The organism is Pseudoalteromonas sp. PSi26, from assembly GCF_054960575.1.
The window spans coordinates 264372-288493 of record NZ_JBHNYT010000002.1 but is presented as its reverse complement, the minus strand read 5'-3'; the positions used below and the strand labels follow the sequence as shown (position 1 = coordinate 288493).

Sequence of the window (24122 nt, the reverse complement as noted above, 5' to 3'; positions counted from 1 at the left end):
AGGGCTAAATGTGAGGCTATGCAGGAAGTGAAATACCTAAGTCGCGCATTTGCGCTAGTTTATAACGTAGAGTACGAGGGCTTATACCTAACGTTTCAGCGACATCTTTTCGCTTACCTTGGCACCTTGCTAACGTTTCTAAAATAATGCGATGCTCTTTATCTTTTAGTTCATCCTTATAGCTTCCCGTATCAACAGCTAATAAGTCTTGTTTTGGCGGCTCTACCAATGATGACTTTTCATCATAATAAGCAGAGCTAGTAGGGCCATGCTCAGTACTTTTATCAGTAGTGTTCGCGTGAGACTGATTAGCACTTTGTGTGCTAATCGATGTAGGCGTCATTACAAAATCTGTTGCGGCTATGTTTTCAATGAAAATAGCATGCTCATTAATAGTATTACCAGTCCTAAGTATAAGCGCACGTTGTATAACGTTATCAAGCTCACGCACATTACCTGGCCAAGAGTGAGCAAGTAATTTTTTCTCTGCGCCACTATCGAGGTAAGCCATAGGCTCTTTGCTTTTGCTTAAATGACGTTCAATTAAATGTTTAGCCAATACAATAATATCCCCTGGGCGCTGATTGAGCGGTCGCCACATTAACGGAAACACGTTAAGTCTGTAATATAAATCTTCTCTAAATTGATTCTCGCTTACCGCTTCTTTTAGGTCACGGTTACTTGTTGCAAGTATGCGTACATCTAACTGAATTGTTTTTCTTCCACCTAAGCGCTCCACTTCGCGCTCTTGCAAAACGCGTAATAACTTAGCTTGTAGTCCGAGATCCATTTCAGTTATTTCATCAAGCAATATAGTTCCGCCTTGCGCTTGCTCAAACTTACCCGGGCATGCTTGAATTGCACCTGTAAACGCGCCTTTCTCATACCCAAATAAAGTTGCTTCTAGCATGTTTTCAGGAATTGCTGCACAGTTAATTGCAACAAACGGCTCATCGCATCGATTCGATTTATCATGTATATAGCGAGCTAACACTTCTTTACCAGAACCGCTAGGACCAAGCACCATAACACTTGCATCGGAACGTGCTACTCTATTTGCCAATTCTAATAACTGAATACTACTTGGGTCGGCAACAATAGGACCATCTGTCTCTTTTGCTTTTTCAGGTAAGTAGCGGCTTACCATATTGAGCAAAACTTCAGGTGCAAACGGCTTTGCCATGTAATCAATCGCACCTAAGCGCATCGCTTCAACGGCATCATCTATGGTGGCGTACGCCGTCATCATTAAAACAGGTAGCTCAGGGTGGTTAAGCTTAATACTTCGTAATAAATCTAAACCACTCATAGTCCCCATTTGTACATCACTCACCACCAGCGAAAATTGCTCTTTTTTAAGCAAAAGCATGGCTTGCTCTGCACAATTAGCCGCAATGCATTCAATCCCCGACATTTCGAGTGTATCAATTAAGGCTTCACGAAGCCCTGCATCATCTTCTACAACTAAAATAGTGTTACTCATAATGATTCCTCTAATTTAGATGCGGTGCGAATAGGTAAAAGCAAACTAAAGCATGCTCCACCGCCTTTATTATTAGTCACGTCAACACGCCCTTGATGTGCGTTTGCAACTGAACTCACAACAGCAAGCCCTAATCCCGTACCTTGACTTTTAGTGGTATAAAACGGTTCAAATATTTTTTCTGCTTGAGTTAAATCAATACCTGGGCCGTTATCGGATACACTGATACGAACAAAATCTGGATTTTGCTCGTCAGTCGCAGCACTTAATTTTACTTCAGCGCCTGCCCCAATGACTTGGATACTGTTATGGATTAAATTTTGAATTGCGCTGGCAATAGCTGATTTATTGCCTGTTATTTGAATATCTGGCTCTGGGAGGTTAACAGCTAAATGACTGTCATTTAGCGTCACCATAGCATCAGCACCCGCTTTAACCTCACTGAGTAACTGCTGCATAGACACTTGCTCAACAACTTGCTGGTCGCCACTTTTGGCAAAAAGCAACATATCGTTTACTTGAGTTTCTAAATCTTTTAAGCGTGACATTAACTTGCTTTGAAAATTATCGCGAGATGCCTCAGGTAAGCGCTTAGAGCCTAAATTAGCAGCATAAAGCATAGCCGCTGAAAGCGGCGTGCGGACCTGATGCGCAAGAGACGCCACCATTTTACCCAACGCACTAAGGCGCTGCATGTGGGCAACACGCTTTTGCAAACGGCGTGTTTCACTTAAATCGGTCATTAAAATAAGTTGCCCCGGCTCAGGAGCTAACGCTGTTATATCAAGCTTTATTAACCGTCCATCTTTTAGTGACACTTCGTGGCCATCGTCCTGGTGGGGTCTAAAAGAGCGCTGAATTACATTAAACCACTTCTCGCCCTCTAAAGGCTCACCCAACATATCAATCGCTATTTGATTGGCCTTTGCAATCATTCCTTTACCATCAAGCACAACCACACCTGCGGGCATGGTATCAACTAAATGTGAAAGCCAACTTGCTTGCTGACGCAGATCGCTTAATTCACCTATGTACTCCTCTTGAAGTAAACATGGGTTATACTGATTTGCAGAAACAAATTGTGGTTTTAGCACGCTCGCAAGGGCCATAATCAAATCTCGAATTTGTATAGATATAGAGCTTAATGCACAATGTGTACCAAAATTTATTTATATTATTTTCATTAACTTACAATAATAATAACGCGACATAAAAATGACGCGAATAAAAAGGAATACAGATGAGTGAGCAAAATAAGTGCCGCTGCCCGTGGCTCGATACCACTAAGCCCGATTATGTTTTGTACCATGATTTAGAATGGGGTGTGCCTGTTTACGATGACCAAACCCTGTTTGAATTTATAACGCTAGAGTCGGCTCAGGCGGGGTTGAGTTGGTATACCATTTTAAAAAAACGACAAGGGTATAAAAATGCATTTGCTAATTTTGATGTAAATAAAGTCGCGTTGTTTACCCAAGACGATGTTGAGCGTTTAATGCTTGATGAAAATATAGTACGAAACCGTTTAAAAATTAACGCCACAATAAATAATGCCAAGCAATTTATAGACATTCAAAAAGAGTTTGGCAGTTTTAGCGCGTATCAATGGCAGTTTGTTGATAACAAACCGATCGTAAGCAATTTAAATTATACCGAAGAGACGCCTGCAATCACCAAAGAATCAACAGCCTTCGCAAAGGACTTAAAAAAGCGCGGCTTTAAATTTTTAGGCCCTACAACAGTATATGCCTACATGCAGGCTTGCGGTATGGTTAACGACCATAGTAATGATTGCTTTAGAAAAAAAGAAATTATTGAGGCTTTTGCTGAATAAGAACTTATAACCATAAAAGTGATCTGTTCACAAAGAGGGTAAGAGACGCTTCGCTTTAAAGAAGTAACGTGTAAGTTAACTATGGTTTTTCATTTTCCTTCGTTTTTAAGATGCGTGTTTAAGTGATTAAAAGCTACGTTTTTCCCGTAAGCAAGCTCAGCGTCTACCGTCAAGGTCAAGTTTGCGTTTATCTTGTAGACGTCAAGCTTGATTACATGACGGGCAAAGCCCGTAAAGTGATTGATCATAAATAAATAACGAAAAGTATTTCACCATTTTCGCACTTCTAATCTCGTGAAAGATTATACTTTTTCATTTTCTCTACGAGCGTTGTTCTTCTTACGCCCAGTATTTCAGCTGCCCGAGCCACCACGTAATCATATCGTTCTAAAGCTTGGGTAATTAGGCTGATTTCAAGCTCTGCTAAATACTCTTTAAGCTCAATGCCCTCTTCGGGTAATACGCCTGAGCCAGCTTGGTTAAATTCAGGCTCTGGCTCATTGTCATAATCACTAAACCCTGTGCTGAATATATCGTTAAAGGCATCTTTTTCCATAAGTTCTTCAGGATATTCAGGCTCATAAGCATCTACCTCAATGTAACGATATTTATTGGGTAGATCAGGGATGTCCACTACCTTTTCAGGGAACATTATAACCATGCGCTCAACCAAATTCGCAAGCTCACGGATATTTCCCGGCCATGCATGCTCTTTTAAGCTTTCGATTGCTCGCTCAGTAAATTTAGCTGTCGTGCCCGTTTGCTCGTTTACGCGACGCATTAACTCCTTAAGTAGTAACGGTATGTCATCAGCACGCTCACTTAACGAAGGGTTCTCTATAGGGAATACATTTAGCCGATAATACAAGTCTTCACGAAAGCTGCCGGCTTCAATCATGGTTTCAAGGTTACGATGAGTCGCAGCAATAACACGCACATCGGCTTGAATTGCTTTAGTGCCACCTACACGCTCATAGCTTCGTTCTTGTAATACGCGTAAAAGTTTAACCTGCATTTGTAGCGGCATATCACCAATTTCATCTAAAAACAGCGTACCGCCTTGCGCCAACTCAAAACGGCCTTTACGCGCAGAAATAGCCCCTGTAAACGCCCCTTTTTCGTGGCCAAAAAGTTCACTTTCTAATAGTTCTGCAGGTATGGCTCCACAGTTTACAGGCACAAATGGCCCTGCACTTCGTTTAGATAGCAAGTGAACGTTACGTGCAACCACTTCTTTCCCAGTACCTGATTCACCTAAAATTAAAACGTTTGCATCTGTTTTTGCTACTTGTTCAATTAAAAAGCGGACCTCTTTTACGGCTTGTGTTTCACCTACAAGGCCATCAAAAGATTTATGTGGCTGAGTATTTTTGTGTTCCCCCGGCAACATACGATGATACTGCTGGCAATCATGAAGCAACTGTGTGGTCACTTCGTGATTAAATGGCTCACAAATAAGTCCAACTACATTAGCAATGCTAAGTAATGGTTTTAACGTTTCACCTATTAATAAAAATGGAAGTGTTGGGTAGCGCTTAATTAAATTTTCGTGATCGAGAGACTGTAAAGCCCCTAAAATGACCATGCACTCATGCTGCTGATATTTTGCACACTCTTGCTCAAAGTTGTCTTCATCTACACGGTGAGAAGCCTCACCGATAAAACCAAGTGATGCGTTTAACCCAATAGAGCGATTGTTATTATTATCTAAAATCAGGATCATAGTTAGCGAGCCGTGCTTCACTCTTTAATATAATTAACTAAATTGTAAGCCAGTTAAGCACGGATGCAAGTGATAGCGGCAGTTTTTTGACATAAACGCCAAAAAACAGACGCACTAGTTAATTCAATCATACTTAAGAATTAACTATTAAGTATTAATATTTAAAGTAAGCCTAAAATAGACTCTGCAGATTGGTTAGCCTGGCCACGAAGAGCAACTGATGATTGCGCTAAAATGTCATTAGACACTTGTTGAGAAATTGCTAAGGCGTAATCGGTATCTTGAATGCGGCTTTGACTGGCTGCAATATTTTCTTGCTGCGTCCCTAACCCTTTAATTTTGCTTGCCAACATATTTTGAAATGCACCTAACTCAGCTCGTTGTGCATTTATTTCATCATTTGCCTGCTTACTGATGTCAATAGCCGCTTGAGCACCGGCTTGGGTTGAAATATCAATGGTTGATAACGCAGAGGCAAAACTACCATCTGTAGAGTTTACCGTTTGGTTTGTATTCGCATCTGCACCAACTTGAAACGAAACAGCTTGACCATCAAATAAAGGCTTTCCTGCAAAACTCGCATTTTCGAACGTTTCAGATATTTGGCTTTGCAATTGCACGACTTCTTCTTGCAACGAAGCACGATCATTGTCAGTCAATGCACCGTTACCCGCTTGAATTGATAACTCTTGAATACGCGAAACGGCATCATTCACACCACTCAAGTTAGCTTCGCTTACTTGAGTATATGAAACCCCGTCATACGCATTACTTACAGCTTGGCTAAAACCATTTTGCTGTGAAGTAAGCCTATCAATAATTTGCAAAGCCGCTGCATCATCTGCTGCGGTATTTACTTTTTTACCTGTAGCAAGTTGCTCTGCAAGTTTGTTATTTGTTTGCTGAGTTTGGTTTAAAAAGTTAGCTGATGCTGATTGAATTTTCATAACGGCCTCCGTGGTGCTGACTGATTAAATTATAGCTTAATTTGCGAAATTTTGCCCTTTGTACCATTGTTAGATTAAATTAACTTGGCACTTTGCTTGCTTAGTGGTTAAAGTATTGAGATGTGTATTAAAAAATCACGTTTGCGTGTCATACAACGCCAATAATAAATAATTTGGGTAGCACTATGTTCGATAACAAAACAATTTTAATCACCGGTGGTACCGGTTCATTCGGGAAAAAATACGTCAAGACACTACTTGAGCGTTACAATCCAAAAAAAATCATTATTTTTTCACGCGATGAACTTAAGCAATTTGAAATGCAACAAGAGTTTGACCAACCTTGTATGCGTTATTTTATTGGCGATGTAAGAGATAAAGACAGATTAATACGTGCCATGCGCGGTGTAAACTACGTTATTCATGCAGCTGCTTTGAAGCAAGTTCCGGCTGCTGAATACAACCCAATGGAATGTATCAAAACAAATATTAATGGCGCTGAAAACGTAATTGATGCAGCCCTTGATAACGATGTTGAAAAAGTAATCGCTTTGTCTACTGATAAGGCTGCAAACCCAATTAATTTGTATGGCGCCACAAAACTGGCATCAGACAAACTTTTTGTAGCCGCTAACAATATTGCAGGTGGCAACCGCACTACCTTTTCTGTTGTTCGCTACGGCAATGTGGTGTGCTCTCGCGGCTCTGTTGTGCCTGTTTTCCAAAAGTTTATTGATGAAGGGCGCGATCACATCCCAATCACACACGATGAAATGACTCGCTTTTGGATAAACCTTCAACAAGGCGTCGATTTTGTACTTACTAATTTTGAACGAATGTTAGGCGGTGAAATTTTCGTTCCTAAAATCCCTTCAATTCGTATTACCGATCTTGCAAAAGCAATGGCACCTGACTTACCACTAAAAATAATTGGTATTCGCCCTGGTGAAAAACTTCATGAGGTTATGTGCCCAGCTGATTTATGTTTTGAAACCTACGAGTACAACGACCACTTTGTTATTGCCCCAGGTATTAAATTTAGTAGCCGTAGTAATGACTTTACCGTAAACGCAATTGGCGAGACTGGCAAAAAGGTAGAGCAAGGATTTGAATATAACTCTCTTCATAATTCGCATTACATGACGATTGATGAGATTAGAGAATTTAACACCCAGGCATTAAGTTAAAGCTGAATAAAATAAATGATTCCATACGGTAAACAACTAATAAGCCAAGCAGATATTGATAGTGTTGTAGCTGTTTTACAGTCTGACTGGCTAACTCAAGGGCCAAAAGTACCGGCTTTTGAAGCTGCTATTTCAAACTATTGTAATGCTCAATATGGTATTGCTGTTAATAGCGCGACTTCGGCACTACATATTGCATGCTTAGCATTAAATGTAAGCGAAGGTGACACTGTTTGGACGTCGCCAATTTCTTTTGTGGCCTCTGCCAATTGTGCGCTTTACTGTGGTGCTAAAGTAGATTTTGTAGATATAGACTTGGCAACTGGCAATATGTCTGTATCAGCCCTTACTGATAAGCTGATTAGCGCAAAACAAAATAATTGTTTACCTAAAGTCGTTATCCCTGTGCACTTGGCAGGCCAATCTTGTGATATGAAAGCCATTTATGATTTATCAAAGCAGTATGGTTTTAAAATCATTGAAGATGCATCACACGCTATTGGCGCGCAATATAATGGCAATAAAGTAGGTTGCTGTGAATTTTCAGATATAACCGTATTTAGTTTTCATCCGGTAAAAATAATTACCTCTGCTGAAGGCGGTATGGCGGTTACTAATAATCAACAGCTTGCAAAAAAACTACAGCGTTTAAGAAGTCATGGGATCACCAATGACCCTAACGAAATGACCGAGCCAAGCCATGGTCCCTGGTATTACCAGCAAATAGAGCTTGGCTTTAATTACCGAATGACAGAACTACAAGCTGCACTTGGCCTCAGCCAACTTGATAAACTTGATGAATTTGTCACTATCAGAAACGCATTCGCTATTTCATATTCTAACGCGTTTGAAACTATGCCTCTTTCGCATTTAAAACAACTAACGCAGTGCTATTCAAGCTACCATTTATACGTAGTTAAACTTGCTGACGAACATAGCCACCTTCACAGGCATATTATTGAGCAATTGAGAAGTAAAGGCATTGTTAGTCACCTTCATTATATTCCAATACACACTCAACCTTTTTATAAGGCAATGGGGTTTAAAGACAGCGACTTCCCCAACGCGATGAAATATTATAAAACAGCATTCACAATACCTTTGCATCCTCAACTAACAGAGCAAGAACAAAGCTATATTATTAATGAGATTGGTAAGTTACTGTGAAGCTAGCACTGGGTACTGTTCAATTTGGTGTTGACTACGGAATAAGCAACACACTAGGCAAAACACATCGCAAAGAAATAAAAAAAATACTTAACCTCGCCAAAAGCGAAAATATAACGACCATTGATACTGCATCAGCCTATGGTAATGCTGAAGCCGAACTAGGCCAGAGCTCACTAAGTTCATTCAATATAGTTAGTAAAATTCCACCTATACCTAACTTAACCAATGTTGATGATTTTATAACAAAAACTGTTAAACAGTCTCTTTGCGACTTAAATTGTGACGCTTTATATGGATTACTACTTCATCGCTTTGAAGACTTTAATCAATTCCCTGTTGTGCTTGATTGCTTAAAGCAATTAAAGGCAGATAACAAAGTAAAAAAGGTGGGTGTGTCTTTATATTCACCAAATCAGCTTAGCGATGATGTATTAACATTTGCAGATCTAATTCAGTTACCACTAAATATTCTTGATCAGCGCTTTGTTCTATCAAATTCATTAAAACAGCTAAAAGCTGCGAATGTAGAGATTCATACTCGTTCAGCCTTTCTGCAGGGGTTATTGCTAATGGAAAGTGGTACTTTCCCAGATTACTTTAAACCTATTGATCCTTTACTAGAAAAGCTCACCAAGCTGAGTAATCACTTAAATATTTCTAAGTTATCGCTAGCATTAAATTATGTGGTTAGTATTAATGAAGTAGACAAAGTGGTTGTAGGCGTCAACAGCGAACAACAGCTTAACGAAATTTTAGGCAGCCTAACAACTAGCGTATCACACATAGACTTCTCTGAGTTTAGCCTAGTTGATGAGCAATTTATTAATCCGGCACGTTGGCAATTAAACTGATAACGATTGGTAGTGAGTATGAGTGCCTGTATATGTGTTAATTAATTTAACCGTTTCAACGGGCCCAACGTTAAATAAGCAATCGATCACACTAAGATGAGAAATAAACTCCCCCTTAACTTGTGGGTATTTTGGATGGGTAAAGTTTTGATAAAAAACTTCAATATCATTTTTAACTAATGCCCCGCCTGGGGACTCTTTTTCAATGTAAGCTTGCGCGCCCACTGGTGACAAATAATTATTACATTCTAACTCATTACAAATAGATACTAGCCGAGCATCTTTAACACCAGACACGTCTTCAAGCTCTGAAGCAATGAATGTAGGAGTCGTTATATTCATATAGTCCATTAATGCTCTTATAATTTTAATATTCATTTGAGCCAAAAAAGTAATGCTTTCGTCTTTATAAATAGAATCTAAAAGTGGAAATAACGAACTATAAAACGGTGCTTTTGCGTAGCTTTCAGCAATGCTTTTAAGGTGCTTTCTTCGCCAAGGATTTGCACTAACAAATTGAGTATTTTCAATTGTTGCTGTCATCCTTCCTTTAGGGGTACTTACCGGACAAGTCAGCATAAGTTCTTGCCTGCCCGATTTAATTTTATTTCTAACGTGCCAATCACTTTTTTCAAGCTTTACATTGTCTAAAAATACAAATTTATCGGCGCTATTAATTAAGCCAAAATAACCTAACCAGGGCAAGTATGTGGGCTGCATTATACTCAATAACATGTTGTTTCGCTTTTACTTAATTGCATTGTAAACTCATAGGGGTAACCACCTGGCTTAGTAACGTAATCATGCTTTAGGGAGACAAAAGGTGTCATTGTTGTTTTGCATAATTCGAATAGCTCTAAGGGTGAGACATAAAAAAGAGCCTCATTTTTAAACTCTACGAATGTCGATAACGCATTAAAAATAACCGACTTCTCACACTGCCTAATACTTTTTTGCAGGGTTAGCGTTAAAAAGCCCATATTATCAATCATTTTATTATTAAACACGCCACTAATAAGCACATGGTCATAGCCTTGTGCTATCTCATCTTTATATATATCAAACACTTCAAACTGAGCTTTTGCATCAGAGCTAAATTTGGCACTAGCAACATCTATAAATTCTGGTACAAAATCGTAACCTAAATACTCACCGGTAAAGCCGTTTTTTCTTAGATACAAAAGCATATCACCCAAGCCACAGCCTAAATCAATAACTCGACTACTTGATGAAATCATATCCAGGAATATCGCAAACCTTACGTTCTGTGATTCTTTAGATACATGCTGTACTGATTTGTGGCTATCACCATACTCTTTATACAGAGACTGATAATATGACTTTAAAATATTACTTGTCTTGGTAGTCATTTATAAACATTACCATATTGGTTAATTGCTCTTGAGGTGTTTCTGGACGCACAAATAAATTTATAATTTGCTCATCAATTAATGACGCATTTGGATAATGCCCATTGGTTTGTAGTTCACCTAACGATTTATAATGCTTAGTAAAAGTAATACCATTCTCTTTTGCTTTAGCTAAAAAGTGGGCTCTATTTTTTATGAGTAAAGGGTAGCGCCAATACGTTACGTCAGCATCAAAACTTGCTTTTACAAAAAGCGAATTAATGATGTGTTTTTGAAGAAAATCTACATTCTTTTTTCGAACTTGCATTTGCTTATTTAAATTTAAAAAGCGGTCATTTAATATTTCGAATTGTTTTGAGCCACTAAATTGAGCCATTTTGTTATCATTCAAAAACCCCTTAGCACATTTGAATAGATGCTCAGAGTTAGTCAGAACAGCTCCGCCATATTGATTATCAATAGGTTTATCATAACCAAAACTCAAAATAGAAAGGTCGCCAAAACTACCTAATGGTTTGCCTTTATATGTGCTGCCATACGCTAAACACGCATCTTCTATTAATGTAACGTTGTGCTGTTTTGCAAAATTTGCTATTTCATCAATTTTACAATAGTGCCCGTAACCATGAACGGCCACTATTACTGAAACAGAATCATTAAAAACTGGCTCTATATTATTGACTTCCATAGAAAAAGAGCACAACGAAACATCAGCCAGAATAACGTTGTACCCTGCCATTTGAATAGCAAACAAAACAATCGGGCAACAGCTTGCAGGCATTATTACTGAGCTCCCCTTTGGAGCCTGTGAGGTGTTTAGTGCAGCTATAAGCGCAAAGCTTCCAGAGCTAGTCAATAATGCATGCCGACGGTCAAATTTAGTGGCAATAAAGCTCTGTAATTGAGTTAAACCCATAACCTCAAATCCTTGCGATAACGAGATAAAGGAAAGCTCTCTGGCTGAGTAAGTATTTCTACTTTTTTGACACAGTGCTGTAAATCAGTTTCTAGTTGCTCAAAAGAAAAAAAGCGCCATAGAGAATAACGATGTATTAATGGAATCGTTTTTTCATATTCCAGATCACTTGAACTTTTTATATCATGCTCAAAGTGTTTATCGAGTATATCGCCAATCAAAATTACGCCACCGGGCCTGCATACTCGTATCATTTCTTTAATCACATCAAGTGCATATTGATAGCTTGGGAAATAATGAAAAATACTGTAACTCAGCACTCTTTCAAACTCATTGTCTGCAAACTGAAGATCACTGGCTTGTGATTGATAAAAGACGCCTTGAGGAAGCAATTTTTTTGCTTCATCGATCATTGCTTGAGAATAGTCAACACCTGCATAGTGTGAGCATTTTTGTAATTTTGATAGTAGTAATCCGTTGCCACAACCTACATCTAAAATACTATTTCCTTGCGCTGAGAACATCAGTTTTTGCTCCACATCATCGCAAAGAGCCTGCCAAAGTGTATCGTCAAAGGGGCGCCCGACCTGTGCTTTAAAATCACTATTTATACGAGCAATTTCATCCCACTCTGCTTGTTTAGAATTAAACTCACTCATTTGATACCTTTATGATTTCTTGTGCGAATTGCTCGGTTGAATCGAGAAAATATGATTTGAGCATTGTAGCTCTTTGCAATTTAATATCTGAATGTAAAAATCGCTCAATGTTTAATGTTAAGCTTTCAACCGTTGCATCTTCAGCAAGACCTAAGTCAAAGGTTAAATGTGCGCTGGCAAGTTCCAAAGTGTCTTTATGTTGTGCATTCGTTTGCGAGATAGCACAATTAGGTATAAGGCAAAAACCGGCTTCATATTTTGTAAGTCCCCCGCCATTAATAATCAAATCAGTTTGCTTGTAAACAGCAGACATATCATCAACAAATCCTAAAGCTTGGTAAGTATTATTTTTTAAACTAATAGAAGGCATTTTTTGATCTAGTAGAATAATTTCTTTATTTACAAACAACTTATCTAAGGCGTAAACAACATGGGTAGCCACATCAAAGCGATCATTACCACCAATAAAAACCAAAATACTCTCAATACTATTTTTAAAATGAACCTGAGAGCGACTTTGCCTTAATGATAATAACTCTTGAGCAAATGAAAAGTAACGTACTCCTAACCTATGTTTGGCAGTTGAGCGACAAAACGCTTCAGCGTTAAATCTAAAATTCACAATAAGATCTATAAAGTCGTAATTGTATTGATCAAAGTCGTCAATGATACATAACTTCAATCCTATTTTTTTCAATTCAAATAATTGCTCAAAAGTAAACTGATAGCTATCAGCAAGTACCGTCATATGTGGTTCAAAAATAAAGCCACTGTCCGCTACAGTGAAACCAAAATTCTTTATACGCTGGGTAGAAAACTGATCAAAATCGCCAAAAAAAATAATATTACTACAAGGCTGCAATGCAAAGGTCGCTCTAGCAACATTCAGACACCTTGATAGATGCCCAAAGCCTGTTTTCACAGTCCCACTACAATAAAAAATAAAATCAGCCAACAGTGCAATACTCTTTTAATTCTTTATGAGCAAGAGCAAGTACGTCAGATAACAACCAACAACGACCGCTAAACCTACCCGACACAATAATATTTTTAAATGAGTTCGTTAATGTTTCATAATTTAGCTGCGTTGTATTACAAAACTCATGCGTAGGTACAGGAAAAGTATTGTCTATTTTTTGTACGCACCCACTTTTCATTTTTGTATCAGGCGATATCACCCCCATATTTTTAAGATCAATAATACCCTGCTCTAATGTGTATGTAGGATCTGCTTTATACCTTAAAACCTCTGCCGATACTTGATACTTGTCACTTTGTCTTAAATTATTGTACAGCGTAATCCTGAAAATATCAGAACATGGGTCCCAATTCCAAAGATAATGCGATTCTCGATTTAAAGGCTGCTTATCAAAGGTAAAATGCAAGATATTTGCAGTCCTAAATATAGGTTTATAATTTGCGATCGATAAATTAGCGGCCTTTAGTGCAAATACAGGCGGCGCGCTCCAAAATAATAAATCACATTTAATACGTGAGCCATCGCTAAGGCTGAACGCGGTGACTAAATCATCTTGATACTCAATGTCTAAAACTTGGCTATTACAGCGAATTTCAACTCCCAAAGACTCTGCTTTTGCCTGCAATTGTTCAATCCAAACTTGCGCGCCTTTGGGACTATTTGGGTAGTAATAGTTTGGAAGGTTACTACCTTGCGCTACAAGTAACGCTTCAAATTCAGCAGCGCTATGATAACCCAGCTTTTTATCAAACTCAGGATGTTGTTTTAACACGCGTGACAAAGATGCATTAAATGCTTTTATTCTCGTAGCACCAAAATAATTTATGCTGGTATTTTTAGCTAAATCAGTAAATGATACATCGCTGCCATAAAGCTTATTTATAACTGGTTTTGCAAGATATTGATAAAACACTACACCTAAAGTTTCGCACAAATATTGTTCAATATTATCGGCCTCAGACTCAGATGTGAGCGACATAAACTCACCAATGCCTTGTTTGTAAAGTGCTGAATCTAACTTTCTTGCATCAATAGTTTGCGTTTCTAAATCCCACTCACCTGCAAAATAATTACCTGTTTTGAGCTGTGTAAATGTATGCCAATTTTTAGAAAACTGAGGAAGATTGAATAATATCTCGTCTATTTCAGCAATCCCCGTGCTAGCTGGAATATGTGTGCCTTGATCGTAATAATTACCAGCATCGTCAGCGACCGAGTTAAGCAAGCCACCTAATGATTCAGACTGTTCAATTAATACAACGCGATCGTAATGTTTGCGCAATAAAATACTTGCCGTTATGCCGCAAATTCCACCACCGACCACTGCACATGTTCTCATAACTAGCCTCTTGACTTGTTTGTTAAAGCAAAGCTAACTCTATCACCTAACTCTACATCACTTGTTAAACTTAACCCTAGTACATCGTCAAAATACTTAGTATGTAAGCCAAAGCCAGGCCTAACAGATTTAATATCGTGTTTTGTAATAACGTGGCCTTTTTTTAGGTCTTTAGCAAAATAAAGTGAGCGCCTCGCTAACATATTCTTTTTAGCTGAATCAGTTATGTCATAGGTCACACCGCCTACTGCCTTTTCTGCGTCTCTTACTGACTTAACGAGTAATGAAAATTCGTCTTTATCTAATGAGAAAAAGGCATCGACCGAGTCGTCAGATTTATCAATAATAAAATGCTTTTCAATGATTTTTGCACCCAGCGTCACACTCACAATGGGTGAAATAATCCCTTGTGTATGATCCGACAAACCAGCAATACAATTAAATCGTTTAGCTATATCAGTAATAGTTGCTAAGTTGCATTCTTCTAGTGGGGTTGGATAGGCTGTCGTACACTTTAATATTGCAATGCTGTCACAACCATTATTACGCAATGTAGAAACTGCCAGTTCAATATCAGCTAACTCAGCAATTCCTGTAGAAATAATTACAGGTTTGCCTGTTGCCGCAACATATTTCAAAAGAGGAATATCTGTTATTTCCGGCGAAGCTATTTTATATACCGGCGTATTTAAAGATTCGAGTAAATCAACGGAAGATTCATCAAATGGAGAAGAGAATATATCAATTTCGCAACGTTTAGCCTCTTCAAACAATGCTTGGTGCCATTCCCAAGGTGTAAACGCTTTTTGATAAAGTGAGTGCAAAGACACGTGTTCTTGCCAAGGATTGTCGCTAGGCAAACAAAAATCTGGCTTTGAACAATTTAGTGTAATTGTGTCTGCCGTGTACGTTTGTAGCTTTACAGCATCTGCCCCAGCCAACTTAGCTTCAGCGATTAATTTTTTCGCTTTATTTATGTCTCCACCATGATTAGCAGACATTTCAGCTATGATGTAACACGGACTATTTTCATCGATTGTTTTATTGTTAATTTTCATAATAAGTCCAAAGCCAATTAATGTTGCTCATTTTGTAATGAAATAGCTAATCCTTCGTTACGAATAACTTGGCTATTAATCTGTTTAATGAGTGGATGAGCATCAAGTATGTTTTTTATACTTTGATAGTTAATGTTAACTGTATCGTTAGTAAAACGTGCTAATTCTTTTATAACCAGCCAATCTTCAGGTGTATCTAATGTAAACCTATAGCTGCTATCATCTGTTGTGTTTTGCATTTCATAGGTAGAAAATTGATTTAGCTTATTTTCGTAAAAATGTAATGTCACGTGTTCACGTTCAGACTCTCTGAGTGCAGCCGTATCTAAAGTGGACAGTACGCTCGTTTTAAAAACCTCACAATCAACGCCCTCAGCAAAATGCTCACTCAAATAAGCATAATCAACCTGTTTTTCAAAGTATGTGTGCAATAATAAATCACAAACACCAGCATCAACAAAAGGTGAATCGCCTGTTATTCTTACAATATGCTCTGAGGGGTACTTTTGGCTTGCTTGTTGAAAGCGCTCTAAAACATTTTCCTCTGAACCTCTGAACACGTCGATTTTATGGCGTTTGGCTAACTCAACTAACTCATCATTTTCTTTGTTAAAAGAAGTCAGAAGAACAATATTATCAATGTATCTTGATTGCTTTAAACGCATAACAATGTGCAAGATAACGGGGATCCCGTTTATTTCTTTTAACACCTTTCCTGGTAGTCTTGACGATCCCACTCTTGCTTGAATAAAGGCAGTAACGGACTTCATTAATTTAACCTTTGAAAGCCACTGTGGCATACCGGACCGTTAATTAGGCTTTCTATATCGACATTGCTGTCTAATGACTCCTGAAGAAAACAAAAAACCTCTCTCATTGCATCAATATATTTATCGCAAAGCTCATCAGTATGAGCTATCGAAAGGTAAATCACATTACTCGCTAAAAACCCTCTTCTAAGCATTTCTTGAGTAAATAGTGTTTTTAACGCCAATGCATGATCACCTGGAAATATAAATATAGGAACACTATCAATACCTATAATTTTTAGGTTAAAACCTGTTTGAGTAACCACTTCTTCAATGCGCGATTTTAGTCTTGCGCCAGTTTCATTTAAGCGTTTAGGAATATTATCTCGTTGAAATATTTCTAATGTTTTTAACGCTGCTGTAAAGCCAACCCGTTCGGTCCAATAAGAACTACTGATGAAGGATTGCTGCGCTGCATCCATCACTTCAGAACGACCTATTATAGCGCCTATTGGATGACCGTTACCCAACGCCTTTCCTAACACACAAATATCTGGCTCTATCGATGTTAAAAGGTGAGACGCCCCTGTGTTGAGTCTAAAACCAGAGGATATTTCATCAAAAATTACAACGATGTTATGTTCAACAGCTAAATCTTTCACAGCTTGTAAAAAGGCAACATCCGGCAAACCATGACGAAAAACTTCCATCATAACAACGCCAAGGTTATCACCGTGAGCATCTATGATTGCCTTAAAGCCATCAATATCACCTTCCTTAAATGGCACCACGGTATTTTGTAATTGCTTAGGAACACCAGCAGGCCTTAAACCAGGTAATAACTGCTCATCTAAATTTTCAGCGTCTGTTATATTTGTTGCTAAGTACCAATCATGCCAACCATGGTAGCCGCAAAAGGCAACAACATCTTTTTTACTGTAGGCACGAGCAATTCGCACTGCTAACGCACACGATTCGCCACCAGTACGAGTAAAGCGGACCGCTCCCGCCCAAGGGTGTATCTCAATGAGCTTTTCGGCTAACTCAACCTCTTCATGACAGTTCAAACTACTCATGCTTCCGTTAGAAATCGAACTTATCACCGCATCGTTAATTTCATCATTAGCATAACCTAAAGAACTAGTACCAATTCCCATAATAGAGAAATCATAATAATGATTATCATCTAAATCCCAAACTTCACAGCCTTTAGACTTTTTATAATAGGCAGGCCATTGGTCGGGTAAAAACATTTCGGCACGCTTTGAAAGTAATTGATTCCCACCAGGAATAATTTTTTTGGCCTTTTGCCAAAGCTCTGCACCCGAATTGCTTTTTGATGACATGTTTTTTCCTTAGGAATAATAAGTTTAAATTATTTATTAACTATTATAATGAAATTTCGCTTACGCTCTAATAACTTATCGGCAATTTAAAAAAAAGACTTAGGAAGAATAGATATTTTTTATAGAAGTGATTTTTTCATAAACAAACCATGGTCAGTTTGTTCGCTAATTTCAAAGCCCAATTTTTTATAAGCAGAAATTGCAGGTGTATTACCTTTATCAACACCAAGTATAATTGTTTCGATATGAAAGTTTTTTGCCAAGTAATCTGCACTTATAGAAATAACCTCAGCTGCAACACCTTTACCACGCCACTGAGCCTCACCTAATAAAATCCCCATTGTTGCGGTTTTATTAACTAAATCTATAGGTTCATACTTTATATTGCCGATGTGTTCACCATCAGTAAAAATGCCCAACAAAATAGCTGCTGGGTCATTATTTTTAGCTTTAATATAGTCCTTCAATTCGTCTAAAGATGACGATGTATAACTAATAAACTCTTTAGCTTGACTATCGTCAAACCAGCTGAGGTAGCGATATGTTGCATTAGCCTCAGTTAAGAGTGAAAGAACGAATCGTTTACTCTTAATCTGCATATTGACTAGCTCACCGAAGGCTTTGAGTAATCGAAGCTGTAATCACTTAACTCATTCCAACGGTCTCTGTATTGCTGTGGAGCATCAGCAATAAAATCTCGCCAAAGTGTTTTAGCTTTTTCATAGTAAGGTACTATCGTTGTCTCATCACCAAAGTTATAAAGTAACGAAATAAGTACAGAGGTAACGTAAAGCGACTCACCTTCAAGTAGCAGATAAAGATGTGTGTATCTTGGATGGTTTTTAAATGAGAACAAATACCTTAAACTCTCAAGTAACTGCTTTAAAGCTTCAGTTCGATTTAAAATTGGACCATCAAGTATCTCAACCATTGTGTTACATAGCTGCTCAAACTCATCAAAATCTAAATAGTCTGTCAAACACACGTTTTTATCTACTGCAGAAAATGGCTGAGTTTTTATATGTTCAATAACTTCATTTTTAGAAAAACTAAATTCTTCTAGTAAAATATCATCCGATCTCAAGGGCATACTGCCCTTAACGGCAGCGCCATCACTGCAATTGAAACAATTTATCCCTGCATCGAGTTTAGACTCTAAAAAACGTTCCATTTGCACTTTACCAGTATGCATAAAGTGATCTGTTATGATGCTTTCGCCAAAATTACCAGGCACAATGAGTTCACCACCCATCTTCAAGGGCGCATGTATCGTTTCCCCCTCACCCGAGTAATAATAGCTGCCTTTTGAATGATGGTGATTAGGGTCTTTATAACCGTTATCTGCTCCGAAAAGATAGATATTTTTGAACTCCATACTACCAAAAAAGCTCAGCGCGGTATTACCAACCAAGGGGTTACTAAACCCTATTGTTGATGTGATCCTGCCATTATTTAAAAACTCAGATATATGAAATAAAGAGGTACCCGCTTCGTTACTTTTCAATGCTACTCCACACCAGCCGAATAAATCTAAAACCTTGGGGTACATTACATTGAGAACGAGCAAGTTTATTTTCTGGCGTATATGCTCTGGGATAAACGCGGTCAAGAAGTCTTCAGTTGCTTTTGTCCTTTCCAGTGCAACATGAAAATCTGGTGTTATGCCTTGCTTGAGCAACGCTGTTGTAGCAGAGTTACAAGCAACAATAATGACTTTATCTTGTAACTTTTTAATCGTATCGATGTCATTATCTAATGACGGACCATTAGCGACGATAAAAATAGGGAAATGATTGTAAGCTTCTGAAATCTTTTTTGCTGGTTGTAGTAGATTTATAGGTTTTAAAGAGTTATCCACTGAATGAGCAACACTTAATAGTGCATCATCAAAAAAGCCCCACCCCATAAAAAATTGATGATAATTACCTTTAAACTCATTAATTAATTTATTTACAGCTTCAGAGGGGTAATGTTGAAAAAAAAGTGCACTTGCAACACTAAACGCACCAATTTCTCCAGCTCTTAAATGCAAAGCTTCATACATTTCTTGCTCAGGGACACCGATCGAAAAGTATAAATAACTTCCAGCTTCATCTACTTTGCTGAGAAAGTTAGCCCAATCAAATGTAAATAAACTTGCAAAAAAATAATCTTCATTGGGTTCAAAAATACTTATATAAGCTGCATTAAAAGAACCGAACATATTATCTAAATGATAACCTAAGCCAACACCAAATATTATTGCACTAGGTATAAATTCAGCAACGGATTTTGTTGGAGTAAGGGCTTGTTGAGTTTCATTGTATATAGCGCCAATTTCAGCCATTAAATCAATATGGATAAAACCCGTCTCATTTTTTAAAAACTCTAATTGGCTATGGTCAACTTTACCAATGATCGGGTTTTCAAGCATACTTTTTATTTGTTCGCTAGACTGCTTATGAGGATCCTCGCTATAAATAGGCACTCCAGTGTCGTAGTCAATAAAGTTGGCTGAGCCATTTGAATTCAGAAATAAGTTAAATTTGCTACTTGGCTGATGTGAACTAAATTTCTCGGCAATATCAGGAAAATACTTTTTAAACGCTAGAATATTATTGTCAAAAGTAATATTGGCTTTATCTACAAAAGCATCTTCGTTTTGTTGTTTTTGCGAAATTGAATTGAGAGTCTCTTCAATCTCATTTATTGACTCTTGAGCACTTTGCAGATCATTTTTAGACATTTTGATATTTCTTAATATTCTTTTGATTTTTATTAAACTGAGTAATATTTTTAAAGGACTGTTTTTTTAAATCGTCGACTTTATTCAATACACTTTGATGCCTTGCGGCGACTGATAGAAAATAAGTAGCATTTTCATGTAGGGATAATTGATCGGTCGCTTTTATTTCGTCAAGAAGCTTGCGGTCTAAATTGAGGGCTTTTTCTAGGTTTGGCTCATCAATCGCAGCTTCAAGCTGCGATATCAAAGATTCCATTTTATCCAACATTTGCATCGATACCGTTTTCAGATAACGTCTGCTCTCTTACATCATGTGGAATTGCATCCCACGCTGATTTTATTTCTTTTAATAGGTTCGATACTTCAGTAATTATTTCTGGGTCGTTTTTTATACTCGCATCCAGTAAACGCTCATCCATATAAGTATAAAGTGAATAGAGATTTGTTGACACATCACCACCAGCGTCAAAATCTAAACAACCGCGTAATGCATTGATTATTGCTGATGCTTTTGAGATATGCTCACTTTTTGCCTCAAAGTGCTTTTTTTCAATCGCCACTTTCGCTAAAACCATTTTCTCAACTGCACCAGCCATTAGCATTTGAATAATTTCATACCTATCAGCCCCTGCAACTCGCGTTTTTAAGGCTTCTTTTTGATAATTCTTTACTTTAGCGTTGTACATAATTCACCTGTATATTTTATTGCTAAATCAATTCTTTATGGTTAACTATCTGAACGGGTAAACCCTGGAAGGCTTGCCAGTTGTGCACTCAAGTAAGTTTGCGTTGATTGCATTTGAGCAAGCAGTACATCTAACCCTGCATATTGTTCTCGTAGCCTAGCTTCCAAAGACTCCATTCTAAATTGATGATTTTCTACATCATCTTCTAACTCAGAAATTTGTCCATTTAAACTGTCCTCTCGCTGCTTCATTATGCCGTTTGTGTCGACATAATTATTTAGTAGCTCCTCAAACTTTGAGGCTATACCATTTTCACCTGCAAAAGCCTTGCCAATATCATCAAAATTATTATCTAACGCGTCATTCAAGCTTCTGACTAAAGTCGACTTCTCTAAGTAACCTTCTTTATTAACTCCAAGCCCAATATCAAAAATACTCTCAAAGGGACCCGCATCTGTTAAACTTGTTGATAAAGCATTCACTAATTGCGAACTAAGAGAGCGAATAGTCGAGTCACTATTTAAAGGCTTACCTATGCGTGACTGAAACCCTAGTTGACCTATAACATTATTATAATTTGTAATTAATTCATCAACTAACGTTGTCGCACTTTCTCGGTCAAAATCGACTGAAAGTTTGGCAGTTTCATTGTCAACACTTTCACGTTTTGCTGTTATCGTCATATCTTGTACAGCATCTTTAAAGGTATTTGTGTCGTTTGTTATGGTAATACCATCAACTTTAATAATTGCATCTTTTGCGGTGTTTTCTGCTGCTATTCCAATGCCGCCTGCACCACCCGCATTTGCTAAAGTGGATACATTATCGAGTTCAGCGTTATCGTTTGTAATAACAAGATCGTTTCCAGTGCCTGTCACAGTAGAAGTCAAAACAAGCTTCGCTTCGGTCCCGGTGTTAATAATATTTGCCGTAACACCAAAATTACTGTCAGAGTCGTTTATCGCATCACGTAAGTCAGAGAGAGTAGCACCGGCGTCTAAGGTTAAATCAAAAGATTTATCAGGGCCTGCTGAAAACGATAATGTACCACCTGAAACACTCACTACGTCTTCATTAGTAGCAAATAACCCATCTTCAGATAAAGCTCTACTCCCTTGAGCAATTGCAACTACTTCTATTTTAAAATCGCCTGGTGTGATATCTGAGGTAGGTGTAACAGAGATCAAGTCTCCGTCATCACTTGTTGGCTGGGTTATATTAGCAACTCGTTTATTGAAATTATCTGGGTCTGCTAATTTTTCAATTGTATCTTGTAACTGCGATAAAGCAGATTTAACTTCACCTATCGCTGATAATTCGACTTGAAGCGCCTCATCCTTTGCTGCAAAGGCATTCATTTTAGGTACATTTTCAGCATCGACTGACGCCGAAATAATACTTTCTAAATCGAGACCTGAACCAATACCCGCAGATGTAATAAGAGGCATAATATAATCCTAAATAGCTGTAAATGGCTAAACTGTTTTATTAAACAGCAAACCTTTATTAGTTAATTTATCGGCAAATTCGTCTAAAGCTTTAGCTATTTCCCTGAACTCTTCGGTAGGAATTTCTCTAATTACTTCATCGTTGCTTTTATCAAGCACTTTAATGATAGGAAGATCTCCACCATCATCAAACTCAAATTTTAAATTAGTTGATGTTATTGGGATATACTCATTTAGCTTCTCTAGATTGTCTTTAACTTCGACAAACAATTCTTTATCTTCTTTACCTTCTAGCTCTTCTTGATCCTTAAGGTTTTGAGCATTCTTCAAATCAACAGCTTCTCTTGCTGCTAAAGCTGTCCCCTTTTCAAGCTTTTCTTCTTTTACCGCGTCTTTAGTTATAGATGTATTTACAACACTGAGCCCATCTATTGTTTTTTGTGTAGAATTTAAATCAATCATCTCGGCTGCCCTCGAAACATATATTAAGACTATAAGCCACATTTGAACTATTTACTTAGTCTAAAGTGGCTCATAGTTCAAATCAATTAGCCTAAAAGCGATAACGCTGCTTGTGGACGCTGATTTGCTTGGCTTAAGATTGTTTGGCTAGCCTGTTGTAAGATCTGCATCTTAGTTAAGTTAGCTGTTTCTTGTGCGAAATCTGTATCTTGAATACGTGATTTTGCAGCCGATAAATTTTCTGAGATATTTGACTGATTTCGGATAGTTGATTGGAAACGGTTTTGAACAGCACCTAACTCCGCACGTTTTTTATCAACTACAGCAATCATTGAGTCCATACCTGCTAGAACAAACTGTGCATTACCCTGTGTTGATACGCTAATTGTATCTGCTCTGAATTTTGTATCAAAGTCATCTGTAGCGCCAACTGCCGCACCAGAAACATCAGAAACACCAGCAGCTAATGTAGTCAGGCCTTTACCCGTTAAGTTACTTGCAACACCTGCGATTCCTGATAATGTGAATCCACCATTTGCTGAAATAGAATTAGGGCCACTTGCCGTAGTACCCACATCTTGCATACTAAAACCTATAGTTTGCACAGCGTCTGCACCAACTTGGAATTTAGCATCATAGCTACCATCTAGTAAATTTTGACCACCAAATGTTGTATCTTCTGCAACACGGTTAACTTCTGACGATAATGAACGAATTTCTTCTTGAATCGCTAAACGATCTTCATCTGTATTTGAACCGTTAGATGCTTGTTGAGCCAATGTACGAATACGTTGGAACATCGATGTTACTTCATCAAGCGCACCTTCAGCTGTTTGTGCAAGTGAAATACCATCGTTTGCATTTCGGTTACCTTGATTTAAACCATTCACTTGTGATGATAAACGGTTTGAAATCTGCATACCTGCAGCATCGTCTTTTGCACTGTTGATACGCATACCTGACGATAGACGTTGGAATGAAGTATCCAATGCGTTACTTGATTTGCTTAATTGTCTTTGTGCGTTCAAAGAACTCACATTACTATTTACGTATAAAGCCATGATAGCCTCCGCTTCAAAGTTCGATAGACAATAACGGGATACCCCTACCCTGCTATTATCCGTGATTTAGAGTCCTGGATTTTTAGTCCTCTAAATCATATATCGTCCATTTAAGCGAAAGCTTTAGCT

24 protein-coding genes are annotated in these 24122 nt (G+C 37.9%); 4 read left to right on the top strand and 20 right to left on the bottom strand.

What is annotated here, in order from left to right; genetic code table 11:
• Positions 1–16: 16 nt before the first annotated feature.
• The gene (locus ACFI34_RS03365) at positions 17–1483 is read right to left on the bottom strand and encodes a sigma-54-dependent transcriptional regulator (protein ID WP_462672408.1); all 1467 of its coding nucleotides are present in this window, start codon (positions 1481–1483) and stop codon (positions 17–19) included.
• A complete protein-coding gene (locus ACFI34_RS03360) occupies positions 1480–2592 on the bottom strand; it encodes a sensor histidine kinase (RefSeq protein WP_462672407.1) in 1113 nt (370 codons plus the stop codon). The genes ACFI34_RS03365 and ACFI34_RS03360 overlap by 4 nt, the downstream gene beginning before the upstream one ends.
• 131 nt (positions 2593–2723) lie before the next feature.
• Here ACFI34_RS03360 and ACFI34_RS03355 point away from each other — a divergent pair, with 131 nt between their 5' ends.
• Positions 2724–3317, top strand: coding sequence for a DNA-3-methyladenine glycosylase I (locus tag ACFI34_RS03355; protein ID WP_462672406.1), 594 nt, complete (start codon positions 2724–2726; stop codon positions 3315–3317).
• A 286-nt stretch (positions 3318–3603) separates the two neighbouring features.
• Here the strand turns inward: ACFI34_RS03355 and ACFI34_RS03350 are convergent, their stop codons facing one another.
• Together ACFI34_RS03350 and ACFI34_RS03345 are read right to left on the bottom strand one after the other, a co-directional pair.
• A complete protein-coding gene (locus ACFI34_RS03350) occupies positions 3604–5040 on the bottom strand; it encodes a sigma-54 dependent transcriptional regulator (protein WP_462672405.1) in 1437 nt (478 codons plus the stop codon).
• 161 nt (positions 5041–5201) lie between these two features.
• The gene (locus ACFI34_RS03345) at positions 5202–5987 is read right to left on the bottom strand and encodes a flagellin N-terminal helical domain-containing protein (RefSeq protein ID WP_462672404.1); all 786 of its coding nucleotides are present in this window, start codon (positions 5985–5987) and stop codon (positions 5202–5204) included.
• A 185-nt stretch (positions 5988–6172) separates the two neighbouring features.
• On the opposite strand from ACFI34_RS03345, the gene pseB reads away from it, so the two are divergent.
• The 3 genes from pseB to ACFI34_RS03330 are packed head-to-tail and all read left to right on the top strand — an operon-like array spanning position 6173 to position 9195.
• Positions 6173–7174 carry a UDP-N-acetylglucosamine 4,6-dehydratase (inverting) gene (gene pseB, locus ACFI34_RS03340; protein WP_010555905.1) on the top strand — a complete coding sequence of 334 codons (1002 nt, stop codon included), beginning with the start codon at positions 6173–6175 and terminating at the stop codon, positions 7172–7174.
• Between the two features lie 15 nt (positions 7175–7189).
• Positions 7190–8341: a UDP-4-amino-4,6-dideoxy-N-acetyl-beta-L-altrosamine transaminase gene (gene pseC / locus ACFI34_RS03335; RefSeq protein WP_462672403.1), complete on the top strand. Its 1152-nt coding sequence runs from the start codon at positions 7190–7192 to the stop codon at positions 8339–8341.
• Complete coding sequence (locus tag ACFI34_RS03330) at positions 8338–9195, top strand: aldo/keto reductase (protein WP_462672402.1); 858 nt, start codon at positions 8338–8340, stop codon at positions 9193–9195. The genes pseC and ACFI34_RS03330 overlap by 4 nt, the downstream gene beginning before the upstream one ends.
• Here the strand turns inward: ACFI34_RS03330 and ACFI34_RS03325 are convergent.
• The 16 genes from ACFI34_RS03325 to ACFI34_RS03250 all read right to left on the bottom strand — a co-directional run bounded on the left by ACFI34_RS03325 (position 9187) and on the right by ACFI34_RS03250 (position 23993).
• The gene (locus tag ACFI34_RS03325; protein ID WP_462672401.1) at positions 9187–9915 is read right to left on the bottom strand and encodes a WbqC family protein; all 729 of its coding nucleotides are present in this window, start codon (positions 9913–9915) and stop codon (positions 9187–9189) included. The two genes, ACFI34_RS03330 and ACFI34_RS03325, sit on opposite strands and share 9 nt — an antisense overlap.
• A 5-nt stretch (positions 9916–9920) precedes the next feature.
• The gene (locus ACFI34_RS03320; protein ID WP_462672400.1) at positions 9921–10565 is read right to left on the bottom strand and encodes a class I SAM-dependent methyltransferase; all 645 of its coding nucleotides are present in this window, start codon (positions 10563–10565) and stop codon (positions 9921–9923) included.
• On the bottom strand, positions 10546–11481 hold the full coding sequence (locus tag ACFI34_RS03315) for a DegT/DnrJ/EryC1/StrS family aminotransferase (RefSeq protein WP_462672399.1): 936 nt from the start codon (positions 11479–11481) through the stop codon (positions 10546–10548). Before ACFI34_RS03315 ends, ACFI34_RS03320 begins: the two co-directional genes overlap by 20 nt.
• Positions 11472–12140 carry a class I SAM-dependent methyltransferase gene (locus tag ACFI34_RS03310; protein WP_462672398.1) on the bottom strand — a complete coding sequence of 223 codons (669 nt, stop codon included), beginning with the start codon at positions 12138–12140 and terminating at the stop codon, positions 11472–11474. The genes ACFI34_RS03315 and ACFI34_RS03310 overlap by 10 nt, the downstream gene beginning before the upstream one ends.
• The gene (locus tag ACFI34_RS03305) at positions 12133–13095 is read right to left on the bottom strand and encodes a glycosyl transferase (protein WP_462672397.1); all 963 of its coding nucleotides are present in this window, start codon (positions 13093–13095) and stop codon (positions 12133–12135) included. The genes ACFI34_RS03310 and ACFI34_RS03305 overlap by 8 nt, the downstream gene beginning before the upstream one ends.
• The gene (locus ACFI34_RS03300; protein ID WP_462672396.1) at positions 13088–14458 is read right to left on the bottom strand and encodes an FAD-dependent oxidoreductase; all 1371 of its coding nucleotides are present in this window, start codon (positions 14456–14458) and stop codon (positions 13088–13090) included. The genes ACFI34_RS03305 and ACFI34_RS03300 overlap by 8 nt, the downstream gene beginning before the upstream one ends.
• Positions 14459–14460: 2 nt before the next feature.
• Positions 14461–15516, bottom strand: coding sequence for a pseudaminic acid synthase (gene pseI / locus ACFI34_RS03295; RefSeq protein WP_462672395.1), 1056 nt, complete (start codon positions 15514–15516; stop codon positions 14461–14463).
• Positions 15517–15533: 17 nt separating this feature from the next.
• Positions 15534–16286, bottom strand: a complete 753-nt coding sequence (locus ACFI34_RS03290; protein ID WP_462672394.1) for a cytidylyltransferase domain-containing protein — start codon at positions 16284–16286, stop codon at positions 15534–15536.
• Positions 16286–17611, bottom strand: a complete 1326-nt coding sequence (locus ACFI34_RS03285; protein WP_305397792.1) for an aminotransferase class III-fold pyridoxal phosphate-dependent enzyme — start codon at positions 17609–17611, stop codon at positions 16286–16288. Before ACFI34_RS03285 ends, ACFI34_RS03290 begins: the two co-directional genes overlap by 1 nt.
• 119 nt (positions 17612–17730) lie before the next feature.
• Positions 17731–18210, bottom strand: coding sequence for a GNAT family N-acetyltransferase (locus ACFI34_RS03280; protein ID WP_462672393.1), 480 nt, complete (start codon positions 18208–18210; stop codon positions 17731–17733).
• Positions 18211–18215: 5 nt separating this feature from the next.
• Positions 18216–20336 (bottom strand): motility associated factor glycosyltransferase family protein, encoded by a 2121-nt coding sequence (locus ACFI34_RS03275; RefSeq protein ID WP_462672392.1) that lies wholly within the window; start codon positions 20334–20336, stop codon positions 18216–18218.
• Positions 20329–20592 carry a hypothetical protein gene (locus ACFI34_RS03270; protein ID WP_238530323.1) on the bottom strand — a complete coding sequence of 88 codons (264 nt, stop codon included), beginning with the start codon at positions 20590–20592 and terminating at the stop codon, positions 20329–20331. Before ACFI34_RS03270 ends, ACFI34_RS03275 begins: the two co-directional genes overlap by 8 nt.
• A gap of 1 nt (position 20593) precedes the next feature.
• Complete coding sequence (gene fliS / locus ACFI34_RS03265) at positions 20594–21022, bottom strand: flagellar export chaperone FliS (RefSeq protein WP_006792714.1); 429 nt, start codon at positions 21020–21022, stop codon at positions 20594–20596.
• A gap of 41 nt (positions 21023–21063) precedes the next feature.
• Positions 21064–22470: a flagellar filament capping protein FliD gene (gene fliD / locus ACFI34_RS03260; protein WP_462672391.1), complete on the bottom strand. Its 1407-nt coding sequence runs from the start codon at positions 22468–22470 to the stop codon at positions 21064–21066.
• Between the two features lie 27 nt (positions 22471–22497).
• Positions 22498–22932 (bottom strand): flagellar protein FlaG, encoded by a 435-nt coding sequence (locus tag ACFI34_RS03255; RefSeq protein ID WP_462672390.1) that lies wholly within the window; start codon positions 22930–22932, stop codon positions 22498–22500.
• Positions 22933–23018: 86 nt separating this feature from the next.
• On the bottom strand, positions 23019–23993 hold the full coding sequence (locus ACFI34_RS03250; RefSeq protein ID WP_058403528.1) for a flagellin N-terminal helical domain-containing protein: 975 nt from the start codon (positions 23991–23993) through the stop codon (positions 23019–23021).
• Positions 23994–24122 lie beyond the last annotated feature (129 nt).

Bases quoted from the DNA above. Each gene is read 5' to 3' on its own strand.
- ACFI34_RS03285 (WP_305397792.1), bottom strand. From the start codon at position 17,611: ATGTCATCAAAAAGCAATTCGGGTGCAGAGCTTTGGCAAAAGGCCAAA.
- ACFI34_RS03345 (WP_462672404.1), bottom strand. From the start codon at position 5,987: ATGAAAATTCAATCAGCATCAGCTAACTTTTTAAACCAAACTCAGCAA.
- pseC (WP_462672403.1), top strand. From the start codon at position 7,190: ATGATTCCATACGGTAAACAACTAATAAGCCAAGCAGATATTGATAGT.
- ACFI34_RS03325 (WP_462672401.1), bottom strand. From the start codon at position 9,915: ATGCAGCCCACATACTTGCCCTGGTTAGGTTATTTTGGCTTAATTAAT.
- ACFI34_RS03290 (WP_462672394.1), bottom strand. From the start codon at position 16,286: ATGAAGTCCGTTACTGCCTTTATTCAAGCAAGAGTGGGATCGTCAAGA.
- ACFI34_RS03320 (WP_462672400.1), bottom strand. From the start codon at position 10,565: ATGACTACCAAGACAAGTAATATTTTAAAGTCATATTATCAGTCTCTG.
- ACFI34_RS03280 (WP_462672393.1), bottom strand. From the start codon at position 18,210: ATGCAGATTAAGAGTAAACGATTCGTTCTTTCACTCTTAACTGAGGCT.
- ACFI34_RS03310 (WP_462672398.1), bottom strand. From the start codon at position 12,140: ATGAGTGAGTTTAATTCTAAACAAGCAGAGTGGGATGAAATTGCTCGT.
- ACFI34_RS03315 (WP_462672399.1), bottom strand. From the start codon at position 11,481: ATGGGTTTAACTCAATTACAGAGCTTTATTGCCACTAAATTTGACCGT.
- pseB (WP_010555905.1), top strand. From the start codon at position 6,173: ATGTTCGATAACAAAACAATTTTAATCACCGGTGGTACCGGTTCATTC.
- ACFI34_RS03360 (WP_462672407.1), bottom strand. From the start codon at position 2,592: ATGGCCCTTGCGAGCGTGCTAAAACCACAATTTGTTTCTGCAAATCAG.
- fliD (WP_462672391.1), bottom strand. From the start codon at position 22,470: ATGCCTCTTATTACATCTGCGGGTATTGGTTCAGGTCTCGATTTAGAA.
- pseI (WP_462672395.1), bottom strand. From the start codon at position 15,516: ATGAAAATTAACAATAAAACAATCGATGAAAATAGTCCGTGTTACATC.
- ACFI34_RS03275 (WP_462672392.1), bottom strand. From the start codon at position 20,336: ATGTCTAAAAATGATCTGCAAAGTGCTCAAGAGTCAATAAATGAGATT.
- ACFI34_RS03355 (WP_462672406.1), top strand. From the start codon at position 2,724: ATGAGTGAGCAAAATAAGTGCCGCTGCCCGTGGCTCGATACCACTAAG.
- ACFI34_RS03300 (WP_462672396.1), bottom strand. From the start codon at position 14,458: ATGAGAACATGTGCAGTGGTCGGTGGTGGAATTTGCGGCATAACGGCA.
- ACFI34_RS03250 (WP_058403528.1), bottom strand. From the start codon at position 23,993: ATGGCTTTATACGTAAATAGTAATGTGAGTTCTTTGAACGCACAAAGA.
- fliS (WP_006792714.1), bottom strand. From the start codon at position 21,022: ATGTACAACGCTAAAGTAAAGAATTATCAAAAAGAAGCCTTAAAAACG.
- ACFI34_RS03270 (WP_238530323.1), bottom strand. From the start codon at position 20,592: ATGGAATCTTTGATATCGCAGCTTGAAGCTGCGATTGATGAGCCAAAC.
- ACFI34_RS03350 (WP_462672405.1), bottom strand. From the start codon at position 5,040: ATGATCCTGATTTTAGATAATAATAACAATCGCTCTATTGGGTTAAAC.
- ACFI34_RS03255 (WP_462672390.1), bottom strand. From the start codon at position 22,932: ATGATTGATTTAAATTCTACACAAAAAACAATAGATGGGCTCAGTGTT.
- ACFI34_RS03365 (WP_462672408.1), bottom strand. From the start codon at position 1,483: ATGAGTAACACTATTTTAGTTGTAGAAGATGATGCAGGGCTTCGTGAA.